Source organism: Phormidesmis sp. 146-20 (genome assembly GCF_052939475.1).
The window spans coordinates 1-20,716 of sequence record NZ_JBJPHT010000024.1 but is presented as its reverse complement, the minus strand read 5'-3'; the positions used below and the strand labels follow the sequence as shown (position 1 = coordinate 20,716).

17 protein-coding genes and 1 tRNA gene are annotated in these 20,716 nt (G+C 49.8%); 8 read left to right on the top strand and 10 right to left on the bottom strand.

The genetic code is table 11. The features are described from left to right. Window positions 1–55: 55 nt before the first annotated feature. The 6 genes from ACKFKH_RS18745 to ACKFKH_RS18720 all read right to left on the bottom strand — a co-directional run bounded on the left by ACKFKH_RS18745 (window position 56) and on the right by ACKFKH_RS18720 (window position 9,677). Window positions 56–1,066 carry a M23 family metallopeptidase gene (locus ACKFKH_RS18745; RefSeq protein ID WP_446859853.1) on the bottom strand — a complete coding sequence of 337 codons (1,011 nt, stop codon included), beginning with the start codon at window positions 1,064–1,066 and terminating at the stop codon, window positions 56–58. A gap of 198 nt (window positions 1,067–1,264) precedes the next feature. Beyond that, a complete protein-coding gene (locus ACKFKH_RS18740) occupies window positions 1,265–3,655 on the bottom strand; it encodes a TolC family protein (RefSeq protein WP_446859852.1) in 2,391 nt (796 codons plus the stop codon). Between the two features lie 263 nt (window positions 3,656–3,918). Further along, window positions 3,919–5,064, bottom strand: coding sequence for an ABC transporter permease (locus tag ACKFKH_RS18735; RefSeq protein ID WP_446859851.1), 1,146 nt, complete (start codon window positions 5,062–5,064; stop codon window positions 3,919–3,921). Window positions 5,065–5,222: 158 nt separating this feature from the next. Then, entirely contained in the window at window positions 5,223–6,326 is a 1,104-nt protein-coding gene (locus tag ACKFKH_RS18730) for an ABC transporter permease (protein ID WP_446859850.1), read from the bottom strand. A gap of 60 nt (window positions 6,327–6,386) precedes the next feature. Then, window positions 6,387–8,360 carry an ATP-binding cassette domain-containing protein gene (locus ACKFKH_RS18725; protein WP_446859849.1) on the bottom strand — a complete coding sequence of 658 codons (1,974 nt, stop codon included), beginning with the start codon at window positions 8,358–8,360 and terminating at the stop codon, window positions 6,387–6,389. 18 nt (window positions 8,361–8,378) lie between these two features. Then, the gene (locus tag ACKFKH_RS18720) at window positions 8,379–9,677 is read right to left on the bottom strand and encodes an HlyD family secretion protein (RefSeq protein ID WP_446859848.1); all 1,299 of its coding nucleotides are present in this window, start codon (window positions 9,675–9,677) and stop codon (window positions 8,379–8,381) included. Between the two features lie 230 nt (window positions 9,678–9,907). Between ACKFKH_RS18720 and ACKFKH_RS18715 the strand changes: the two genes are divergently transcribed. The 7 genes from ACKFKH_RS18715 to ACKFKH_RS18685 all read left to right on the top strand — a co-directional run bounded on the left by ACKFKH_RS18715 (window position 9,908) and on the right by ACKFKH_RS18685 (window position 17,610). Beyond that, window positions 9,908–10,606 carry a TetR/AcrR family transcriptional regulator gene (locus tag ACKFKH_RS18715; RefSeq protein ID WP_446859847.1) on the top strand — a complete coding sequence of 233 codons (699 nt, stop codon included), beginning with the start codon at window positions 9,908–9,910 and terminating at the stop codon, window positions 10,604–10,606. A gap of 253 nt (window positions 10,607–10,859) precedes the next feature. Continuing rightward, window positions 10,860–11,990, top strand: a complete 1,131-nt coding sequence (gene gshA / locus ACKFKH_RS18710) for a glutamate--cysteine ligase (RefSeq protein ID WP_446859846.1) — start codon at window positions 10,860–10,862, stop codon at window positions 11,988–11,990. A gap of 373 nt (window positions 11,991–12,363) precedes the next feature. Beyond that, window positions 12,364–12,825, top strand: a complete 462-nt coding sequence (locus tag ACKFKH_RS18705) for a tRNA (cytidine(34)-2'-O)-methyltransferase (protein WP_446859845.1) — start codon at window positions 12,364–12,366, stop codon at window positions 12,823–12,825. A 1,219-nt stretch (window positions 12,826–14,044) separates the two neighbouring features. Next, entirely contained in the window at window positions 14,045–16,033 is a 1,989-nt protein-coding gene (locus ACKFKH_RS18700) for a peptidoglycan DD-metalloendopeptidase family protein (RefSeq protein WP_446859844.1), read from the top strand. A gap of 127 nt (window positions 16,034–16,160) precedes the next feature. Beyond that, window positions 16,161–16,233, top strand: a tRNA-Met gene (locus ACKFKH_RS18695). Between the two features lie 143 nt (window positions 16,234–16,376). After that, window positions 16,377–17,165 carry an Arm DNA-binding domain-containing protein gene (locus ACKFKH_RS18690; protein WP_446859843.1) on the top strand — a complete coding sequence of 263 codons (789 nt, stop codon included), beginning with the start codon at window positions 16,377–16,379 and terminating at the stop codon, window positions 17,163–17,165. Window positions 17,166–17,205: 40 nt separating this feature from the next. Further along, window positions 17,206–17,610: a hypothetical protein gene (locus ACKFKH_RS18685; protein ID WP_446859842.1), complete on the top strand. Its 405-nt coding sequence runs from the start codon at window positions 17,206–17,208 to the stop codon at window positions 17,608–17,610. 154 nt (window positions 17,611–17,764) lie between these two features. On the opposite strand, the gene ACKFKH_RS18680 is transcribed toward ACKFKH_RS18685, so the two are convergent. After that, entirely contained in the window at window positions 17,765–17,959 is a 195-nt protein-coding gene (locus tag ACKFKH_RS18680) for a hypothetical protein (protein WP_446859841.1), read from the bottom strand. A 193-nt stretch (window positions 17,960–18,152) separates the two neighbouring features. After that, window positions 18,153–18,521, bottom strand: a complete 369-nt coding sequence (locus tag ACKFKH_RS18675) for a hypothetical protein (protein WP_446859840.1) — start codon at window positions 18,519–18,521, stop codon at window positions 18,153–18,155. A gap of 122 nt (window positions 18,522–18,643) precedes the next feature. On the opposite strand from ACKFKH_RS18675, the gene ACKFKH_RS18670 reads away from it, so the two are divergent. Next, window positions 18,644–19,177: a hypothetical protein gene (locus ACKFKH_RS18670; protein ID WP_446859839.1), complete on the top strand. Its 534-nt coding sequence runs from the start codon at window positions 18,644–18,646 to the stop codon at window positions 19,175–19,177. Here ACKFKH_RS18670 and ACKFKH_RS18665 read toward each other — a convergent pair. Beyond that, window positions 19,076–19,915 carry a DEAD/DEAH box helicase family protein gene (locus ACKFKH_RS18665; RefSeq protein WP_446859838.1) on the bottom strand — a complete coding sequence of 280 codons (840 nt, stop codon included), beginning with the start codon at window positions 19,913–19,915 and terminating at the stop codon, window positions 19,076–19,078. The two genes, ACKFKH_RS18670 and ACKFKH_RS18665, sit on opposite strands and share 102 nt — an antisense overlap. A 300-nt stretch (window positions 19,916–20,215) precedes the next feature. Further along, complete coding sequence (locus tag ACKFKH_RS18660) at window positions 20,216–20,521, bottom strand: transposase family protein (RefSeq protein ID WP_446859837.1); 306 nt, start codon at window positions 20,519–20,521, stop codon at window positions 20,216–20,218. Between the last annotated feature and the right edge of the window lie 195 nt (window positions 20,522–20,716).

Here is a 20,716-nt window from a genome sequence, read left to right as displayed (position 1 = left end):
GGACAGTAGACAAAGAGGTATTTTGAGTCTTTGGTCTCGGTCTTTAGTCTCTTGATTAGTTGGCGATCGATTTCCCGGTCGCTTGAGCTGATTTGTTGGGGGCTTGAGCAACTTGCATCGCTTTGACTAACTGGGCCAGGGAGGTTTCTAGCTGAGTTCCGGCATCCATTGCGACCCAGCCTTGAGTGGTCAATTGGCGAAACTCAAAATGCAGGTGAGGCCCGGTCGAATTGCCCGTGCTGCCGACTCGCCCGATCACGGTGCCCTGTTTGACGACTTCTCCAGGCTTGACAAAAATCTCTGATAAGTGGGCGTAAAGCGTTTGCTGGGTGTTTTGATTGTGACTCAGGGCAACGGATAACCCGTATCCGCCCAAAAAGTCGGCCATCGCCACCTGACCTGCATAAGCTGCTAACACAGGAGTCCCCATCGGTGCGCCCAAGTCTGTTCCTGAGTGAAAGCGACTATCGCCTGTAATTGGGTGAACGCGCCAGCCAAACAGCGAAGTAATGGGAGCCGGAAGCGCGAGAGGAAAGATTAGCCGAATGTTGTTGCCCAGACGACCGATCGGGCGAACCGTGCGATTGTAATAGTCTCGAACGGTGCTGTATTCTCGCCCCACTGGAGTTGTGCTGCCCGGAGTCCAACCAATGCTGCTCGAAACGGTGACGGGTTCTGCCGGGATCGGAGCCAGATTGACGGGAGTTGATCGATCCACAGGCGGGCGGCTCACGATCGTCACAGGCTCTTCTCGCTGCGTGGCACCCAAATTGTAGTTGGTGCGATCGATAAAGGTGTCTAAGACGGGAGCGGCTTCTTGGGAGGAGACAATTTCGGGGGCTGAGTATTCGGGGGCAGCGGGGGCAGGAATGATCACCGCAGGTTCGGGAGCCGAAATCACGGGATCAGGGGTCGCCGTATTGTCGGGCGCGATCGACGTTTGGGCCAGGCTGACTCTTCCACTCAAAACGCCCAACCCCACCCACCAGCTCATGCCGCAGAGCAAAAAGAATCGCTGTTTGGCCAGCTTGGGTGCGATCGCAGGAAAAATTTTGTGCTGAGTCATGGGGCAATCCTCGCGGACGATGAAGTGGACGGTTGACAAGTTTTCTGAGTGATGGCGAATGTCAGGGAGTCTGCTAATCAAAAATCATTGTGAATCTATTGTGAATCTCCCTCCAGCGGATGCTCTGTCTTATTGTGCCTTGCTCGATCGCGTTCGTGTAGAAATCAGAAGCGTTGACAAAGATTTGCCGACAAAAACCTACTGTCTTGAAATGTTGCTCACGGCTCGTTGGAGTTGAGCGAGCGATCGGTTGTAGCCCAAAATCGCACTCACCAAACTGCCCTCAGCCCGCGTGAGATCGGTTTCTGCGTTGATCACTTCTGTCTGGGTGCCGACCCCCGCTTGAAAGCGTAATCGAGCTAACCGCAGTGATTCTCTGGCTTCATTAAGAGCCGTGCCCGCCGTGGTGATGTTAATCCGATTGGACTGCAACGTAGAAAAAGCCTGCTCAACCTGGAAGCGAACCGTGTTGCGGCTTTGAGCAAATCGAGCCTCGGCAATCTCTTTGTTTTTTTCCTGCTGTCTGGCACGAGCGACGGCGGCTCCTCCATCGTAGAGACTCCAGCGGGCCTGAAGCCCAATACTGTAGCCATCGGCGGCTCTGACGGGCTGCTCAAAAATATCCGAAAGATTATATTGAGCTGACACGCTGACGGTGGGCCCTAACGCAGAAAGGGCGGCTTTGCGCTGCTGTTCGCTGACTTCTCGTTGGACAAGCTGCTGCTCTAATTCGGCTCGATTTTTGTACGCCAGAACGATGCTATCTTCGATCGACAGCGGCCAGGTTCCCGCGGTGGTTACCGGATCAGCCGCAGACAGATTCACCGATTCGGCAATGCTGATTCGTTGAGCGAGTTGGCGACGACGAACGGCTTGAGTGGCGATCGAGTTGGTCAATTGTTGTTGAGCGTTGGCTAATTGAACCCGCGATCGCAGCACATCAAATCGAGTGCCCAGTCCGGCTCGTTCTTGGGCTTGAGTATCGCGCAAACTAATCTCAGCGTTTCGCACGGCGGCGGCATTAATCCGCACTTGCTCGTCTGCGTCTTGCAGGTCGTAATAGTCGTTGGAGACATTGAGCCGCAGATCTTCCCGCACTCGCTCGACTTCTAGCTCATTGACCCGTACCTGACGCTCGGCTGCCCGATTTCGAGCGGGTCGCAGCCCAGAGGTGTAGATATCGTAGCTAAGTTGTAGGCTGCCGTTGAGCGTCGTGTTGACCGGATCGCTGTCGTCTTCCTGAAAGAAGGGATTGTTTCGCTGCTGAAAGGCCCGAGCCTTACGATCAATCTCTGAACCCGCACTTTGAGCGCGAGTCAAGTCTGCCTGTACGGCCAGCGTAGGTGAATTGGCTGCTTGGGCTTCTCGGAGCGCTGACTGAGTACTTTCTAGCTGCAATCGCGCCACTTGCAGGTCACGGTTATTGCGTTCTGATAGCTCGATCGCTTGGGCCAGCGTAATCGGCTGCGTTCCCTGAAGTCGGACTTCTTCGGGGCGGGTAGGAAACTGGAGCGGATTGGGCGAAGGGTTCAAATAGTCGGGGGCTGGCTCGATTCGTCCGGGAGTCGGAGCCGAAGGGCGAGGGTTCTCACTTGGGGCGGGGGTCGGTGTGGGCGTTGGGGTCGTATTCGAGGGCGGCCCAGCCGGAGGAAGTGGAGTCGAGGGCGTTGGGGGTTTGGCGGGCGGGGTGTTTTGAGCCGTGGGTTTAGGGGGCTGAGTGGTGCGCGTGTCCGCAAGCTTTTCTGGCTCAAAGGCTCTGGCGACATCCTCCAGTTTGGGCACTTCTACCACGGGAGGCAGTTGGGCGACCCCTTGCGGGGATCTCGAAGAGATTGCTGGAGATCCTTTAATCGGCGCGGCGGCTTTGGGAAGGGTGCGCTCACCAGGCTTGACGACTTGAGAGACAGAACGCTTTTGAGCCGTGACAGGGCGGTTGAATGCTTGTGCCAAGGTACCAATTTTGGGTAGGCTGACGGCTTCGATCTGAGGCGGGTTAAAGGTCTGGGCGATCGTTTGCAGGTTTCTCGAAGCGATCGTTCCCACGGATGGCAGCGGAGCCACGACAGATTGTTTGGGGAGTGCCTGGGCCCGTCTAGAATTGGGTTGAATTTCAGGCTTAAAGGCTTGGGCGACTTTGGCAACAGATGGTTGAGTCAGATTACCCAGCAAATTGTCTTTAGGTAACTTGTCTAAAGAGACCTGTCTCGGACTGGAATTTGTCTGCTTTTCGGATCTAAAGATTTGGGCGACTTCGGCGACGGATTTTTTGGTCGGACTGTTAGTCGAACTGTCTTTAGTCGGATTATCTTTAGTCGGATTTTTGGTAATCGAATTGCCAGAAGAAGCCTGTCTCAGACTGGAGTTTGTCTGGGTTTCGGGTCTAAAAAACTGAGCAATTCCGGCGACCCCTTGTGAATCGCTTGAGGAGATCGCTGGCTTTTTAACTGAACTGTCTTTAGCCGGACTGTTGGAAGGAATCGGCCTCTGGTTCTGGGGCTGACCATCGGAAAGCGTTTGTGAATAAGCCACTCCCGTACTGCCGAAGGCGATCAAAGCTCCCACACCCACACTCATTAAATGAAGAGACATTTTCATACGTTCTCGGTTAGCCCACAGCATATTGAATCAGTGACACGGAGTAGAAACTCCGGAGACGACCTTAAGCAGGATACCGCTTGTGGAGGTCGATCGGCAAAACTGTTTGACTTTAGACTTTCCAGGTTGGGCGGTTTGATCCTTTTGGCGGTTAGCGTCTAGGAGAAACGATCGTCCCCCATGAAAGAATACAGGACAAAAAATAGCAATCTGAAAGACTAAACAATTTTCACGAGTAATCGAGCGCTATTATGCCGCTAACTTAGTTGATTACGGAATTGATGAGTGCTGATCAGGAGAAGGGCGATCGCAAAGGCCAACAGAGCCAGCGCTTCGGGGTACAAAACATCGAGTCCATTGCCTTTGAGCAAAACGCCACGGGCAATTTTGACATAGTGACGCAGCGGATTGAACAGCGAAATGGTTTGGATCAAGGGTGGCATACTCTCGACGGGCGCGATCGCCCCAGACAGTTGGATTAAGGGGAGATTAATAAAAAATGACGTGAGAATTGCCTGCTGTTGAGTGCGAGAAATCGTTGCGAGTAAAAATCCCACTCCGATGCCTACAAAAATATACAGCCCTGAGAAAACCATGAACAAGAAAAAATTACCGCGAAAAGGAACCTGAAACACAAATTTTGCGATGCTCAAGGCGAGTATGACTTCACCCAGGAGCAACACAAATAAAGGAACGATTTTAGCCAGAATAATTTCCCACGCTTCGGCGGGAGTCATCAGCAGTTGTTCGAGGGTGCCAGAATCTTTTTCTCGGACGACGGTTGCAGTGGAAACAAGCGAACTTCCGATATTCAACACCAGCCCCAACACTCCCGGAACGATGAACCAACTGGAGATCAAACCTGGATTGTAAAGATAAACCGCCTGCGTCTGGATGGGTACGATCGTCTGCGGTGAAAGTTGCCGACTAAACTGGTTAATAATCTGAGTCGCGTAGCCACTGGCAATCCCCGCAGTATTGGCATCGACGGCATCGATTAAAACCTGCACTTCGGCCGTTTTATCGCCCTTCAAATCGCGGTTAAAGTCAGGAGGAATCACCATGCCTGCGGTAATTTCGCCCCGCCGGACTTCTTCGCCCAAAGCAAACTCGCTGGGGGGCGATCTCTTCGAGATACCCGCAAGGGGTCGATCCACTCGAAACACACCATTCACGGTCATTGCCGCAACTAATTCTCGACTCATCGGCGTATTAGAGTAATCGACCACGCCTAATTTCAAATTTTGCACGTCGGGATTGAGCGCCAAGCCAAAAATCAAAAGCTGCACCGTGGGCGGAAAGATGAGAATAAAAATAAGCTGTTTGTTGCGTAAAATCTGACTAACTTCTTTGACCGCTAATGCCCAAAATCGACTTTCTATTAATTGCCGAAGTAGTTTCATTTTGAGAAGGTGAGGAGTGAGGAGTGAGGAGTGAGGAGTGAGGAGTGAGGAGTAGAACTTGATTAATGTTTCGAGTTTAAAGTCCCCCAGAATTGGGGGGTTGGGGGGCAAAAGAACTGGACAACGAAGCGAAAGAAACTAAATCGCATCACTGCTAATCAACCGGGTAGCTGCATTCGGCTAATGACTCTTCTGGCGATGTTGAAGAAAAATAGAGAGAGCAGAATTAAAAATAAAGGAGCCGTCCAAATGCCCGGCCAGCCTGTGCCTCGGACAAATGCATCTCGACTGATTTCGATAAAATAACGAGCGGGAACTACATTCGTGACCAACGATAATGGAAAGGGAATGTTGCTTAAGGGATAGATGAAACCAGATAATAAAAGCGCTGTGAGGAAGCCTACGGTAGCAACGCCCTGAACAGCAACGGTACGATTGTTAGCACGAACGCCGATTAGCAAGCCAAACATAATGCTGGCTGTTAAAAATAACGCAGTTCCAATAATCAAAGGAGAGGGATCGCCCACAAACCAGATTCTAAAAACAATGCATCCTAAACTCATCACAAACAACGCTTGACCGATTCCTACAACAAAATAAGCTAACCATTTTCCTAACAATAATTCAGCAGCGCTCATACTCGAAGCGTAAGTTTGTAGAATCGTACCTTGCTCCTTTTCTCGCGACATTGCCAACGATGCTAACAATGCTGGATAGATTGCTAAAATTACACCAAAAACTCCCGGTACGATATACAGCGATTCCTTGCGACCCGGATTAAACCACAGGCGCGTATGGGCGATGACTCGACTCGGTGATGGTAAAAGCTGCTGGTCTTGAATGAAAAAGTGAGTGACGGCTTGAATGCTGTTTTTGACCACACGGGCATTGTTGACATCCGTTCCATCGATCAAAACCTGCACGGTGCTTGTCTTTCCAGCTTTGATGTCGCGACTAAAATCAGGGGGAATGATCACCGCCGCTTTGGCCAACCCCCGATCGATGCCCTCTGCCGCATCCTTTCCACTCCACTGCACAGGCGTAAACTGATTGGTCGCATAGAGTCGCTCTATGTAGCTTTGACTGAGATTGCTGCGATCGTCGTCCTGCACAATCAAATAGATATTCTTTGCCTCCAACCGGATTGCGAATCCGAAGATAAACAGCGTCATGACTGGCAAAATGAACGCTAACGCTAATGTGAGGCGATCGCGACGAAACTGCGCTAGTTCTTTGGAGCATTGGGTGAGGATTCGGGACATGGGGAGGAGGGAGGACGGAAGACGGAGGACGGAGGACGGAGGAATTAAATTCTTTGGGGGTTAGGGTTGGGCGCGTTGGACGACTCCGATGAAGGCATCTTCGAGGGAGAAGGGGATGGGGCGGAGCGATCGTACCGGGAGATTGGCGGATTTGAGGAGCGATCGCACTCTGGCAGTGTCTTGAATGGGGTCATCGACGACGATGTGGAGGCGATCGGCAAAAATTGAGACGCGCCAGGAGTCCAGGTGCTGTTTGAGGAGGTTGGAGGCGGCCTGATTTTGGTCGATCATGACTTCGATTAGTTGTCCGGGTTGGGCGGCTTTGATTTGACTGGGTGAACCTTCTGTGACAGTCTCGCCAGCCACCATGAAGCTCATGCGGTTACATTGTTCGGCTTCTTCTAGATAGTGGGTGGTGACGAGAATGGCCGTCCCGTTGCGGGCAAACTCGTTGATCAGTCGCCAAAATTGTCGTCGGGCTAACGGATCGACTCCAGAAGTTGGCTCGTCTAAAAACAAAATTTCTGGCTCGTGCATGACCGATGCCCCAAACGCAACGCGCTGCTTCCAACCGCCCGGAAGTTGCCCCGTCAGCATGGTTTCTTGCCCTTCTAGTCCACAGGTGGCAATCACCCACTCGATTTTTTCTCGACGCAGCTTGCGCGGAATGCCATACACGCCGCTGTAGAATTCCAGGTTTTGCAAAATGGTCAGATCGTCGTAGAGCGTGAATTTTTGACTCATGTAGCCAATCCGCCGCCGCAAGTCACTGCTACGAAGGTTGCCTTGTTCTCCTCCCAGCGCAATCTCACCCGAACTCTTCGGCAGCAAGCCACACAGCATTTTAATCGTCGTCGTTTTGCCTGCGCCGTTTGCTCCCAACAGCCCAAAAATTTCGCCATAGCGGACTTCGACATTCACATTCTTGACGGCCTGAAAGCTGCCAAAAATTCGATTCAAATTCTGGGCATAGATGGCGATCGGGTTGCTGGCTGCTAAATCCCACTGGTTACGATCGCCCTTCGATCGCGGAAACTCCAGAAATTGAGGAACCGAGCCTTCCTGCCGCAATCGAGTCACAAACACATTTTCCAACGTTGGCTCTGCGGGATTGATTGCGCCCACTTTCAAGTCATGCCGATCGAGGATCTCCCGTACCTGCGCCTCTCCCTCTCGCAAATCCGTCACCAATACATCCAAGCGATCGCCAAAGGTCTGCACATCCGCGATCGCCGTTTCACCTAATTCCCCGCTGGTGGCTAACGCCCGCTCTGCTGCACTCAAATTGGAAGGAAAAACCTCTAAACGCTCTAACCCCAGACTATTTCGCAACTCAGCCGGAGTGCCAATCTGCTGAATCTGACCGTCATACATCAAAGCCACTCGGTTACAGCGTTCGGCTTCGTCAAGATAGGGAGTCGCTACGACGATCGTCACCCCTTCCGCAGACAAGGCCGCCAACACATCCCAAAATTCCCGCCGCGAAACGGGATCAACGCCTGTCGTCGGTTCATCTAACAACAAAACTTGAGGCTCAGACACCAGCGCACAACAGAGAGCCAGCTTTTGTTTCATGCCGCCCGACAGTTGACCCGCTAAACGATCGCCAAACTGAGCCAGACTCATCAGCCGCAAATATTTGTCTTGACGTTCTTGGAAGAGGCGATCGGGGACTTGCCGCAAGCCCGCCACATAGCGCAAATTTTCATTCAAACTCAAATCGAGATAAAGCGAAAACTGCTGCGTCAGATAGCCAATGCTCAATCGGGCATCTCGTGCAGGCTGATTGAGAACGCGCACCTCTCCCGCCGTCGCCTCCATCACGCCGCCCAAAATGTGAAACGTCGTCGTCTTTCCTGCTCCATCTGGCCCGATCAGCCCAAACACTTCCCCTCGTCGCACTTCAAAATCGACTCCCCGCACCGCTGCCACTCGTCCATAATGCTTGTGCAAATTGGCGACTTGAATGATCGGGGAACTGGAAACTGAAGCGTCCAGCGTAGAAGTGGGATGGTCGATCGCATTCTGAGTCATAGGATGTCCTGATTGCGATTATTCGCCTTTGAGTTTGACTTCGGCATCGGCCGGCATTCCGGGTTTGGCGAAACCGTTGGGATTGTCGATCGTCACTTTAATTCCAAAGACTTGCTTGACGCGATCGTTTCTAAAATAAATATTTTCTGGCGTAAAAGACGCTTTGGGGTCGATCGCCGCCACTTTTGCCGCCAAAGGCTGATCAGGATTGGAGTCGAGAAACACCCTTGCGGATTGTCCCACCCGAATTTTGCCAATCTCACCTTCTGGCACATAGCCGCGTAAATAAACCGAATTCAAATCAATCACGGTTAACAGCGTTTTACCCGTTGCCACGACGGCCCCCGGTTCCACGGGTCGAGCCGTCACCACTCCAGCGATCGGACTCTTGATCGTGAAGGAATCCAACCGTTTTTGTAACTGCTGTTGAGTGGCGATCTTATTTCTCACTTTGGCTTGAGCGGCCGCCAGTTTTGCAGAAGCCTGATCGCGCTGTTGATAAAAGCCAGCCAACTGAGCGCTACGAATATCCGGATTCAATCCCGTCGTCTGCACTTGAGTTAACCCACCCTGAGCTGCACTGAGTTGATCACGAGCCGCCGCAACAGCCGCCTGACGAGACAACAACGTTGCTTTAGCGGTTTCAATTTTTGCCTGAGTCGTTTCGACTGTCGTTTGGGCTTGATCAAACTGCTGCTGATTGATTGCGCCATCTGCCACGAGTTGAGCATAGCGATCGCGCGTCTTAATATCCAATCTCAATTGCGCTTCGGCTTGCTTAACGTCAGCCTCAGCTTGCTTCACCTGTGCCTGAGATTGTGCCAGTTGCGCCTTGGCCGCAGAAACGGTAGACGAGGCCTGACTGATTCGCCCGGTGGCGTCGCCTTTGGACTGCTGCAAATTAAGCTGTGATTCTCGAATTCGACTGTCTGCCACAGCCACCTCTTGTCTCGCCTGCTGTTCTTCTTGCCGAGCCGCCTGAATGTCTGCCGTCGCTGCTCTCAACTGTTCGGGCACTTCTTCATCGGTGATCTCAGCAATCACCTGATCTTTTTGCACCTGATCCCCTTCTCGAACGGCGATCGTACTCACCCGTCCCCCCGTTTTTGCCCCTATATCCGTTTCGTCTGCCTCAATCCGTCCGCTCAGTCGCAGTGCTGTCGCTTCAGGTTTGGGCAAAAGTTGCCAGGTGGCGTAACTGATCCCGGCGATCGCCACTCCAATCGGAATCAGCAACATGGGCTTAAATTTACGCCGCGCTTGAGGTTTGAGCGAATCCTGAAGATTGTCCGTCGATTTGGGAAGGGTCTGAGACATCGCGGTAAGGCTTTTAAAGCAGCGAGGATGCGAGTTGAAATCATACTAGACTGTCCAGTTTGATTAAACAACTCCTCTTTGAAAAAGTTAACAAGCCAATCTGAATTCAAAGGCAAGAATGGCTAGTAGCGGTCAATGATAGGTAGGCTGAGGCTAACGGACGATCGACGGTTCTGTCTTCTCGTCTCCAGTCGCTCTACGGAGTCTTAATTGATCACTTAGGATCGTCGATGTCCCCTGACTCACCGCCGCCGATGTCTGAGTTAAAAGTGTCTGAGTTAAAAGTATCTGAGTTAGAAGTATTTGAGTTAAAAGTGTCTGAGTTAAAAATCTTGAGCGTGGCTGCCAGCCCAAAACAGGAACAAATCCTTCAGGGGGCGATGCGAGTTTTTTTGCGATCGGGATACCCAGGCACCAGCATGGATCGAGTGGCCACAGAAGCAGGCGTGTCAAAACAAACCATCTACAGCCACTTTCGCGACAAAGAAGGACTATTTATTGCCTTGATCGAGCGGGCCACGATTCGCCACTTTCAAGAAACCTTTTGCTCAGAATCGTTGCGCGGCGACCCAGCGATCATGCTGCGACAAATTGCAGAGACGTACTTTTTAAAGGTAGTCAACGAGGAATATTTATCTCTGTTTCGGATCATTATTGCCGAGTCCGCCCGATTTCCAGAATTAGCCAAGCTCTACACTCGCGCCGTTGTCGTCCAGGGTCGGCAGCTTCTCAGAGGTTATTTTGACCTGCACCCCGAAATCGGCATTGATGACCCAGACGCGATCGCCCAAATTTTCTTCGGATCGCTCGTCTCATTCGTCGTTTTACAAGAAGTTCTCTACGGCAAAGACATCATTCCAATGGAGCGCGATCGCTTGATCAATAACCTAATTAATTTAGTCCTGGCGCAAAGAAGGGATGAGGGATGAGGGATGAGGGATGAGGGATGAGGGATGAGGGATGAGGACAGAGATTGGGAGTTGTGGCGATTCGTCCGGGTCTTGTTTGGTAAGAGCAAAATCCGAAATATTGACACCCCAAAACCGATAGAAACAATTTTTTCATCCCTCATCCCTCATCCCTCTCTCTTCCCTCCCTCCTCCCTCTCTCTTCCGACGCTCTCCCCAATTCCCCTTTTCCCTGATACTGGAAACATAAGAGCGATCACTTTTCGGAGGCAAGATGCTGCTATCTAAAGGGTTTGAAATTGAGGTTTACACAGGAACGCCCGAAGGTGAAGTCGTCGGCATGTCTGACAAAATTGTGGCTACACTTGACGGTTTTGTGAGAGAACCAGATAGCCGAAACGTTGAATACACCACTCCTCCTAGCTATCGATATGAACGATCGCTCTGTGATCTGGTACGCCCTCGCACTCAACTGCGCCAATATCTCAAACAACTCGGAGACTATACCCTGATTCCGGGAAGCACGTTGTCCTTGGGAGGAGCCGATCGCTTTCATCGCTCTGATCCTGGAAATCCTTATCACGACTACATCGAGCAGACTTACGGTACCAGAGTCGTCACGGCCAGCGTCCATATCAATGTTGGCTTTAGTGATCCAGAAATTCTCATGCGGGCCTGTCGGCTGGTGAGGCTAGAAGCTCCGTTGTATTTGGCGCTGAGTGCCGCCTCTCCCTTTTTGAATGGAGACGTGACGGGCTACCATTCAACTCGCTGGGGACTTTTCCCAAAAACACCTGCTCACGTCCCCCTGTTTGCCAGCCACGCTCACTTTATCAACTGGACAGAGGAACAACTAGCAGCCGGAACGATGCAAAGTGTGCGGCATCTCTGGTCATCGGTACGACCGAATGGCGATCGCCGTCCCTACAATCTCAACCGTTTGGAACTGAGGATTTGTGATCTGGTGTCTGATCCGATCGCCCTCCTCTCGGTTACAGCCCTTCTAGAAGCTCGACTTATCCAACTTATCGAAAATCCTGATCTCGACCCGCTCCAACTCAGCGACCTCTCTGCCGAGGAATTGGTCACGCTGACCGACCAAAATGAAAGCCTCGCCGCCAAGGAGAGTTTGCAGGCTGAATTGCGTCATTGGCAAGACGGCCGACCCATTTTGGCTCAAGATTGGGTCGAAGAACTTTATGGTGAAGTCTGGTCGATCGCCAAAAAACACGGCTTTAGCTGCTTTTTACTTCCTGTTAAAAAAATTCTTCGAGAAGGCAATGAAGCGCAACGCTGGCTAAAACTCCGACAGCAGGGCTGGGATAATCAGCAGATTTTGATGGACGCAATCCAATCAATGCAAATGCAAGAAGTGGCGCTTCAAGCAGAATTGTTGGTGGCGTAAAGACAAATCTGGTCGGTGACCTTTAGCGGTTGGAGTAAAATTGTCAGCAAACTTTTAGTCTGACCGCTAAATTTTGAAGGTAAATCAACTAAAGCTCCCCTAAAAATGCGATCGATCCCTAAGCCAACTGATTGATTCTTCTGCGCCAAATTAGAGATTGATAAAAGGAGAATTTAAGTTCTCGCCAAGAAAAATCACTACTTTATGACAAAATCAAATCTTTAATCTATCCAGAGGCTGATGATAATTTAAAATTAAAATATCTAATCAATTCATCAATGATTCTCTATTATTAAAAAAATATATCAATCGTTCAATTTAGCCAATCATCTGCATTCTTCTGGATACTGAGAACTCAAGTATTGATTCATTCATGCCTAGAATTGTCCTGATTCATCCCCTGATCCCCCCTAACACGGGTAATATCGCTCGAACCTGTGCTGCTACAAATACCGAACTTCACCTGGTCGGGCCGCTAGGATTTGAAATTAGCGATCGCACCCTCAAGCGGGCTGGCCTCGACTACTGGCCCTATGTCAACCTGCACTGTCACGAGTCTCTACAAGCGTTTCAGACCTTTCACCAACAGCAGGGCGGCCGCTGGATCGGCTTTAGCACTTCAGGACGTTCTAGTTATCTTCAGGTCAACTATGCGATCGACGACTGGCTGCTATTTGGTAGCGAAACGACCGGACTCTCGACCGATGTGTTGTCTGCGTGTGCTCTGACGGTTCATATTCCCATGAGTCAGCCGCAGGTTAGAAGTCTCAACCTCTCTGTCAGCGCAACTGTTGGACTATTTGAGGCTCGTCGCCAACTCGGATTGATGCAGTAGTTGTCCACGATTGAGAGCAGGTTAGGGCGACCTTTGCGGACACCTCAAAGAGACCACCCCCAGATTATGAAAGCGGCCGGATCTGAGTTAACGTGAATTCGATGGAGTTTTTCCGCTCCGTTATTCAGCACTTCAGCCCCCCAACCCCCCAATTCTGGGGGACTTTTGGACAAGATCTCTCGTTCAAAGTCCCCCAATTTTGGGGGATTTAGGGGGCTGAAGCTGATTGAAGCGAAGTGAGTCACTCTCATCGAACTGACGTTGAGTTAACGTCTACCGCTCAAATCCTGAACCCTTTTGTAGCGCTTGTTGGTAGCGCTTGAACTCAGCCCTGTTACCCCAGACTTGTGCAGAAAGCTTTGTTTCTTAGCTCAAATACTTCTGTTAATCCAAAATCGCTTTAACTCCGGCAAGCCGTAGATCTAAGGATTAGAATCCATGATGGCTGACCAATGCCATATCTATATATGTGCATCTAAATATGTGCATCTAAATATGTGCATCTAGGCATCAAGCTGATAATCATGCAGAAGTTGTGCAGAGAAAATACTGCCTCCTGATTCACAAAGTGAAATCATCCTCACAATTAGTGATTTACACTACTAAATTGCTTTAAACCAATAAGAAATTTATATCAGAGGTGTCGATCGTCGGAAGAACTTCAGATTTTTATCTTTGAAATTTCAAACTATTAATTTTCAATGGCTGAAATCTTCGTGGAGTGAGGATTCTAGCTTTTATAATTTCTTCCAGGCGACAGACCTGCGTCTTTAGAGTATGGTAGTCTGCATGATTCTACGGTTGAAGGCGAATCTGCCTTTGCTTTAACTTCATGTCACTACATGCTGATAATCAGTGACTTGACGCGGATCTTAAGATTGGACTAAAGATTCAATTAGACAGATTCACACCCTGTCCGTCTTTCTGAGTTATGAATCAACAACTGCCCCATATTTTCCTGTTGCAATCTGAGCAGAGTAAGCTAAACTCCTGTTTGGATTTGTCTCAGGTCAACATCGGACAGTTACCCTGTTACGATAAGTTGCTACAAGTCAGTCACCCGCTTTTTTGGTATTTGTCAGGAAATCATTTCATTTTGTTGAATGATATGAACTTGTCTAAATCAAAAAAGCAAGGTAATCTTGCCTAAGTGTATTTACCGATTGTGATCTCGATCGCTTCTTCAAGCAGTTTTGATCACTGACAGAGGGTGAAATTCATGGCTCAAGGACAGTTAAATGCTGGACATTTAGGAGGTCGTTTTTTGAAACGAGCATTTCCGCAAGAGATCAATCCTGTTCCCTTTAGCGCTGTCAACAATGACGCTCTGACGGAACAGCCCAAGCAGGCGCTCCCAGAATCAAACCGTCGCGTTCGCACTTCTGCCGCCATGATCGGGTTGGCAATTTCGATGGGAGCTTACGGGGTACTTGCACCTCAACAAGGAGAAGCCGCTGTCGCCGCTGAACCTGTTCCTGCCGAACCGACCGCCGCTACGATACCCGATGTTGCGGTTTTGCCGCCCCTGAGTGAAGCTGCTGCTGCCGTTCAATCCGAACAGGTCAAGCACACGGTTCAAGAAGGTCAAACCCTCTGGAGAATCGCGCAGCTTTACAGACTCGGTGTCAGCGAACTCGCCACGCTCAATAATCTGCGCCCTGACAGCGTTCTCTACGTTGGGCAAGTGCTGCAAGTGCCCGCAAGCGCTTCGACCGTTGAGCAAAGTCGGCCTGATGACCGTGCGGCTGTGTCTGCCACTGGTTCTACAAATGCAGTAGTGCCTTCACTCACAGAACCCGTTGCTGTCATCGCCTCAAGCCAGCCTGGGATTTATACCCCCGGTGACGAGTCCCAGCAGCTAAAGAGTAAGCAAGATGCTGCCGTCCAGAGCCTAAAGCAGCAGCGGGATCGTCTGAAGCAGAGTTTGGCGGAGTTGAAGTCTGAGGAGTCCGAGAACGGGTTGGCTTCCACGGCGGAGGTGCCATCTCCTGCTGAAGTGGCAAATCTGATGAACTATCAGGTAAACGCTGGGGAAACCCTGTCCTCGATCGCGCAAGCTCACGGGGTTTCTTCCTCGGAATTGGTGAAGATTAACCAACTGAGCAATCCCAATTTGCTAAAGGTTAATCAATCGATCAAAATTCCCCAATCTAGCGCAGCCTTGCCTTCGCAGGTTGCCTCAGTTCCGGTTGCTTCAGTTTCAGACAGACTGACTTCGGTCACCGTTCCAGTGGTGCCTAGCCTTTCTGCTGCGACCAATCAACCCACTGCGCCCTCTGTTTCTGTAAATGTCCAGCCCATTCCTTCGACCGCTGGCGTAGGCGGAGATGCCGAGCAGTTTGCCCTCGTCAATCCTTCTGGAATTACATCGGGCGGACAATACGGCAAAACTCAAGCGCCTCAAGCGTCTCAAGCGATCGACTCCAAGCAGCCCGATCAGTACGTCAACAACCTGGTTTCAGAGGTGGTTAAGCTGCGTCAAAAGTACCAGTCTAGAGGATCTAGCCAACCGTCTAAGCCTCTATTCTCCGGTCGTACTCAGGCTCCCGCTCCCTCCACGCTCAACGCTTCGACTCGACGGGTCAACCCAGAGTTTCGTCCCAGTCGCAATCTAGAAACCCTCCAAGCAGAGCTTCGCAGTTTGCAGCAGCGTGAGCGCAAATCAGAAAAACCGCAGGCTAAGAAACCTCAAATCGTGGCAGCCGCTCCTGCGGGTTCGGAGTCCTACGCGCCCTTGATGCGGTCTTCGGTGGGCAAAATGGTTTCTCCTAGCCTACCGCCGTTGGGCAAGCCCGATTCTTACTTGCCTGGAAGTGGTAAGTTTGCCGGATATATCTGGCCTGCTAAGGGAATGCTGACTTCTCCGTATGGCTGGCGCTGGGGACGGATGCACAAAGGGATCGATATTGCGGCCCCGATCGGGACTCCGATTGTGGCGGCGGCTCCCGGTAAGGTGATCACCGCAGGCTGGAATGATGGCGGCTATGGCAACCTGGTCGAGGTCAAGCACGCAGATGGCAGCGTTACCCTCTATGGGCACAACAACCGCATTTTAGTGAAAGTGGGTCAGCAGGTCGCTCAAGGTCAGCAAATCGCTGAAATGGGCAGTACAGGCTTTAGCACTGGGCCTCACTCTCACTTTGAAGTTCATCTTCCAGGTCAGGGAGCGGTTAACCCGATCGCCTATCTGCCTCAAAATCGCGGCTAGTCGTTCTGTGAATGACTGATTTCTTCTTGGAGGAGTCTTACTGGCTCCTCTTTTTGCTATTTTTACAGGACGCTCTAGATTCTGATTCGAGTCTTGTGCTATGCTTGTTAAGGCAATAATTCAATTTGGCTCAGTAGCTCAGTGGTTAGAGCAGGGGACTCATAAGCCCAAGGTCGCAAGTTCAAATCTCGCCTGAGCCATAAGGAAAAGTAAGATACAGCGGGGTTTCAAGGAATTCCCTCTGCTTTGTTTTGGGTCAGGTTAGCTCAGTTTGGGCTAGAAATTGGGGTAAATTTGGGGTAAAGCGTTTGAGTATGAATGTTCCTGTTTAGGAGTTTCACGAATGTACTCAAGCAATCCGTCACGACGCGCTTTCAAAGGTTCGGTTCAGATCAAGGTATCGAACGATCGCATTCAGCTTGTGTTTTCGGTCGCTGGCAAACGTCACTACCTCTCCACTGGACTTGCAGATACACCTAGTAATCGCAAAGTGGCAGAACGCAAGGCAGCGATGATCGAAGACGACATTTTCAAGGCCAGGTTTGATCCAACATTGGAGAAATACAAGCCGCAATCGGCTCTCAGCACCGTTACCCCAAGTTTTACCTCAAGTGCGCCGCCAAAGACTTCGCTGATCGAGCTATGGGAACAGTACACCGAGTTTCAAAGCGCTCATCTTGAAGAAACGACGATCATTCGGGATTACGGCAAAGTCGAGAAGCGTCTTCGCAAAATGCCCAAGCCGAATTTTGAAGATGCAATTGCGATTCAAACTTATCTGCTCAAGAATTACGCGGCAGAAACGGCAAAACGTACCCTGAAGCAACTGAGTGCTTGTTGCGAATGGGCAATGCGGAAGAAATTGGTGACTGACAATCCATTCAAGGAACTGGCAAAGGAAATTCGGACAAAAAAGAAGAGTCGGGTGTCGCGCAAGCCGTTTTCTCGAACTTGCGTTCCAGCGATCATCTCAGCGTTTGAGAATGATACCTATTCCTCGAAGTTCTCCCCGATTCCGCATTCGTATTACGCTTCCTATGTCAAATTCCTATTTCATACCGGATGCCGACCCGAAGAAGCGGACACGCTCCGCGTGAGCCGAAGGCAACGCACTCAAATGGAAGCACATTGAGAAGAATCGCATCTACTTCTGTGAAGCGGTTGCCACTGATGTGAGAATCCGTAAGTCCACGAAGACGCACACGCCACGCTATTTTCCGATCAATGCAGAATTGCAGCGCATCTTGGACGAGATTAGACCGCAAGCTAGCAGCGCAAATGACTTGGTGTTTCCAGCAAGAAACGGGAAAGAATTGGATACGCACAACTTCTTGAATCGCGTCTGGAAACCTGTAGTCAAGCAATTAGTGGCAGCAGGCAAGGTCAAAGAATATTTGCCTCAGTACAACTGTCGTCACACATTCATCACCCTGTGCTTAGAAGATGGGATTTCTTCGCGTCGGGTGGCTGAATGGTGCGGGACATCTGTTGCGGTAATCGAAGAGCATTACGCAGGGACAATCAACCACATTCAAGTCCCATCGTTTGGGCTAGAAGAGGATGAATTTGGTGATTAAGATAGCGAGGGGTTGATCGAATCAACCCTTTTTCGCTTGTTTAATTGGTTTTGGAAGCAGTGTGATGTCGTGATGGTTACAGGAAAATTTGACAATCTTCAGGGTTCCAATCTCCAAGGGCGGATTTCGGCTAATGCGAGTAGCGCTCGCTCTGCTAGGGGCAAATCAGCCTCGTCAGCCTAGGCAATCGATTCTTCATATATGCTTCATCTAAGCCTGTAAGTTGGCTAAATTCTTCTTCAATACTGTCGAGCAGTTCATCCTCAACATGCAAGCAGCGCGAACTCACCTGCCAGTCTCGATCCCAAAAAATTCGATCGGCTAAGTCTTCGATGATTTCTTCCCACAAGTCGAAGTCAGTGGAGAGATCGCTAAAATCAGCTTCTTCCTCACGTTCTCCGTATTCTTCGACAGCAGCTTACCCAACGAGGACGTACAAATTCTTCAAAGGCGTTCCACAGCGATCGACGATAAGCATATTTCAAATCTTCTTCGTCATCAGACCATTCATCCTCTTCTGAAATTTCTTCCTCCAATCGCATCTATAGGTAAGCGAAAGGGAAGTAAGCACCTGCTTCGAGAACATTCGTCAATTCCGGAGCTTCAACTTCTGGCTTCAAGAGTGCGGACAGACAATGATGGAGAATGATGACTTTTTGATGGAAACTCGTAGAATCGAAAATGCGAACACTACGTGGAGCGAAGCTTGCGCCCGTTTTGACATCTAATTCGTCACCCATGACTTCGATGTAATCGATCGCATCTTGCATGGTGGCTAGATAAAGTTCTGCCTCAGTGCCTTGGAGCGATCGTATTCCTAAACTGGTGTGCCAAACCATCGATTCTTTTGTCCCCAAATGTTCCCTTCTATTTTCTGCGATCGCTTCGAGATTTCTGATGGCAGATCGCAAAGGTTTTTCTCGAAAATGCGAAATAAAGAGTTCCGTGATTCGTCAGAAGAGGCAGAATAACGAGATTACTCCTATTTCTTCACGTTAATAATATTGAGCAGCTTCTGCGGAGATGCAAATAAATGCAGCCTCAATTGTTGGGGCGATATCTCAACCTGGATGACTTCTGTACTTGTACCCAGACCTACCAGAAGCATCAAGATCTCATCAACCCCTATCCACAAAACATAGACGAAACGATTCCAGCATTGCAAGCACTCTGTCAGCATTTGCTTGACCCCATCATTGACCATTTTGGCAAAGAGCGATTTCAGCTTACCTATGGCTTCTGCTTAAGAGATTTGAAGCGCCTTTTGAGCCAGAAAGACCCAGAAACAGGAATTAAAAATGGTCGCGTTGATTCGAGCCGAGATCAGCACATGGCGCATGAGGTGAACTGGAATGGGAAGTACTACTGCGGTAGCTTCGCTGTTCCCCGAAGGGGTAAACGCTTAGGTGCAGCTTGTGATTTTCGGATTGTAGGGTTGGAAAGCGATCGCTTGGTGGAGTGGATTCTAGGGCGGCGATTGCCGTTTGATTCGCTGTATTTCTATGGAAGCGATCGGCCGATTCACATTAGCTACGGTTTGCAACACAAGCGTAAGATTTTGACTTAATTTCTCGACGAGTTCACTCTCTGTGATATCTGAGAAAGCGTTTTCAACTGCACTCTGATGAGTCAAGAGACGAAGCAAGTTGACAAACTGAACTTTGGAGCGAAAAGGAGTGGCACTCATTAAAACAACGAGTTTTGGCGGGCTAGAATTCTGCCAATATTGCCCTGTGATCATTTGGTAGGCAGCTTTATAAGTTTGAGTTGCAGATTTAATTCTTTCAGAACTGCTGAGATTTTCATTGCTTCCACAGTAATGACATTCATCAATAATGAGAATTTCAGGACTAATTGTAAAATCTTGAGGTAAGCTCTCTTTATCGTTTTCTTCCACATAACATCTTGCAGCATCGATACTGGCAACATGAATACCGCTGATACTGTTCTTACCGTAGTCCCTGAAGGAGCTTACAACTTGAACAATGTTTTGTCCGTCGATCGCTCCCTTCATAACTGCTTGGAGTTTTGTACAAGCATCTTCTAGAAGTCCAGCTTTTGTTAGATAGAGGCAGCGAAATTGTTCAAAACTTCCTCCTGAGACAAGTAAATCTCGCAACACCAAACCAATCTCAATCGTTTTTCCTAACCCAACCTCATCAGCAATTAGTAACCGCTTAACTCTGGTTGAATTTGTCTTCACATACTGTTGTAGTGCAAGTTGATGTGGAAATGGATCTTTGTCATTAGCAGTAATACGACCTGAGAAAATGTTAGCAAGTACTTCAAGCGCGCCGAGACGCATGGCAGTGTTTATCTGAAAGTCTGGACAACTGGATGCAGAGCCAAGAACACTCTTTCCCGGCGAATATTCCTTTGAGTTAGATAGTCGTTCTGCAATCTCTGGGAACTCTCTGATAAACCAGTCCCAGCTTCGGAAGTTGTCTAATAGACCTTTCCGAGAATTTACAAGCGAGACTGCTCCTGGGTTTGAGGTCATTTCACCAGGATTGTTCCAGAATGGTAGCATCAGGGATTGAGGCAGTTTCTAACAGAAACCATTGTTCAACATCACGGGGCTTAAATCATCAGCTTTCTCCTAATTTCAACGGTCGTAATTCGTGAAATCAAGCCGACCCAATCGCAATCTCACCAGCCCACAAATTGCCAACATCACCGACTCGTAGCGCTGCGAATCAAGGCGAAACCGATGGGTGAGAATCCGAAAGATCTTCAGGCGGCGAATCAGGGGGTCGATGAAGATGCGCTGACCCGAAATCTCCTGGTTTTCTGCACGCTGGGCTTCGGTGAGTTCTTGGTTTCTCGGCTTCTTGTGGGGGCGTGGTGCGATCGGCTCCTTGATAGGCTTTATCGCCTCGACCACAAGCCGGGTTGTTTCATTGAAATTCACGTTATCACTGCTCTATTTCTATGATCTCATACCTGTCTTATATCAATTTTGTATGAAGCTGCACAGAAGAATTGGAAAAACCTTTGCATAGCAATGCTTTCAGCTTCTTGAGTTCTATGCAGCTTCACAATAGTTTGGTATTAACTTGTCAGTAGCTCAGAAGGTAAGCCACTGGTTTTACCAGTGCGACTTGAA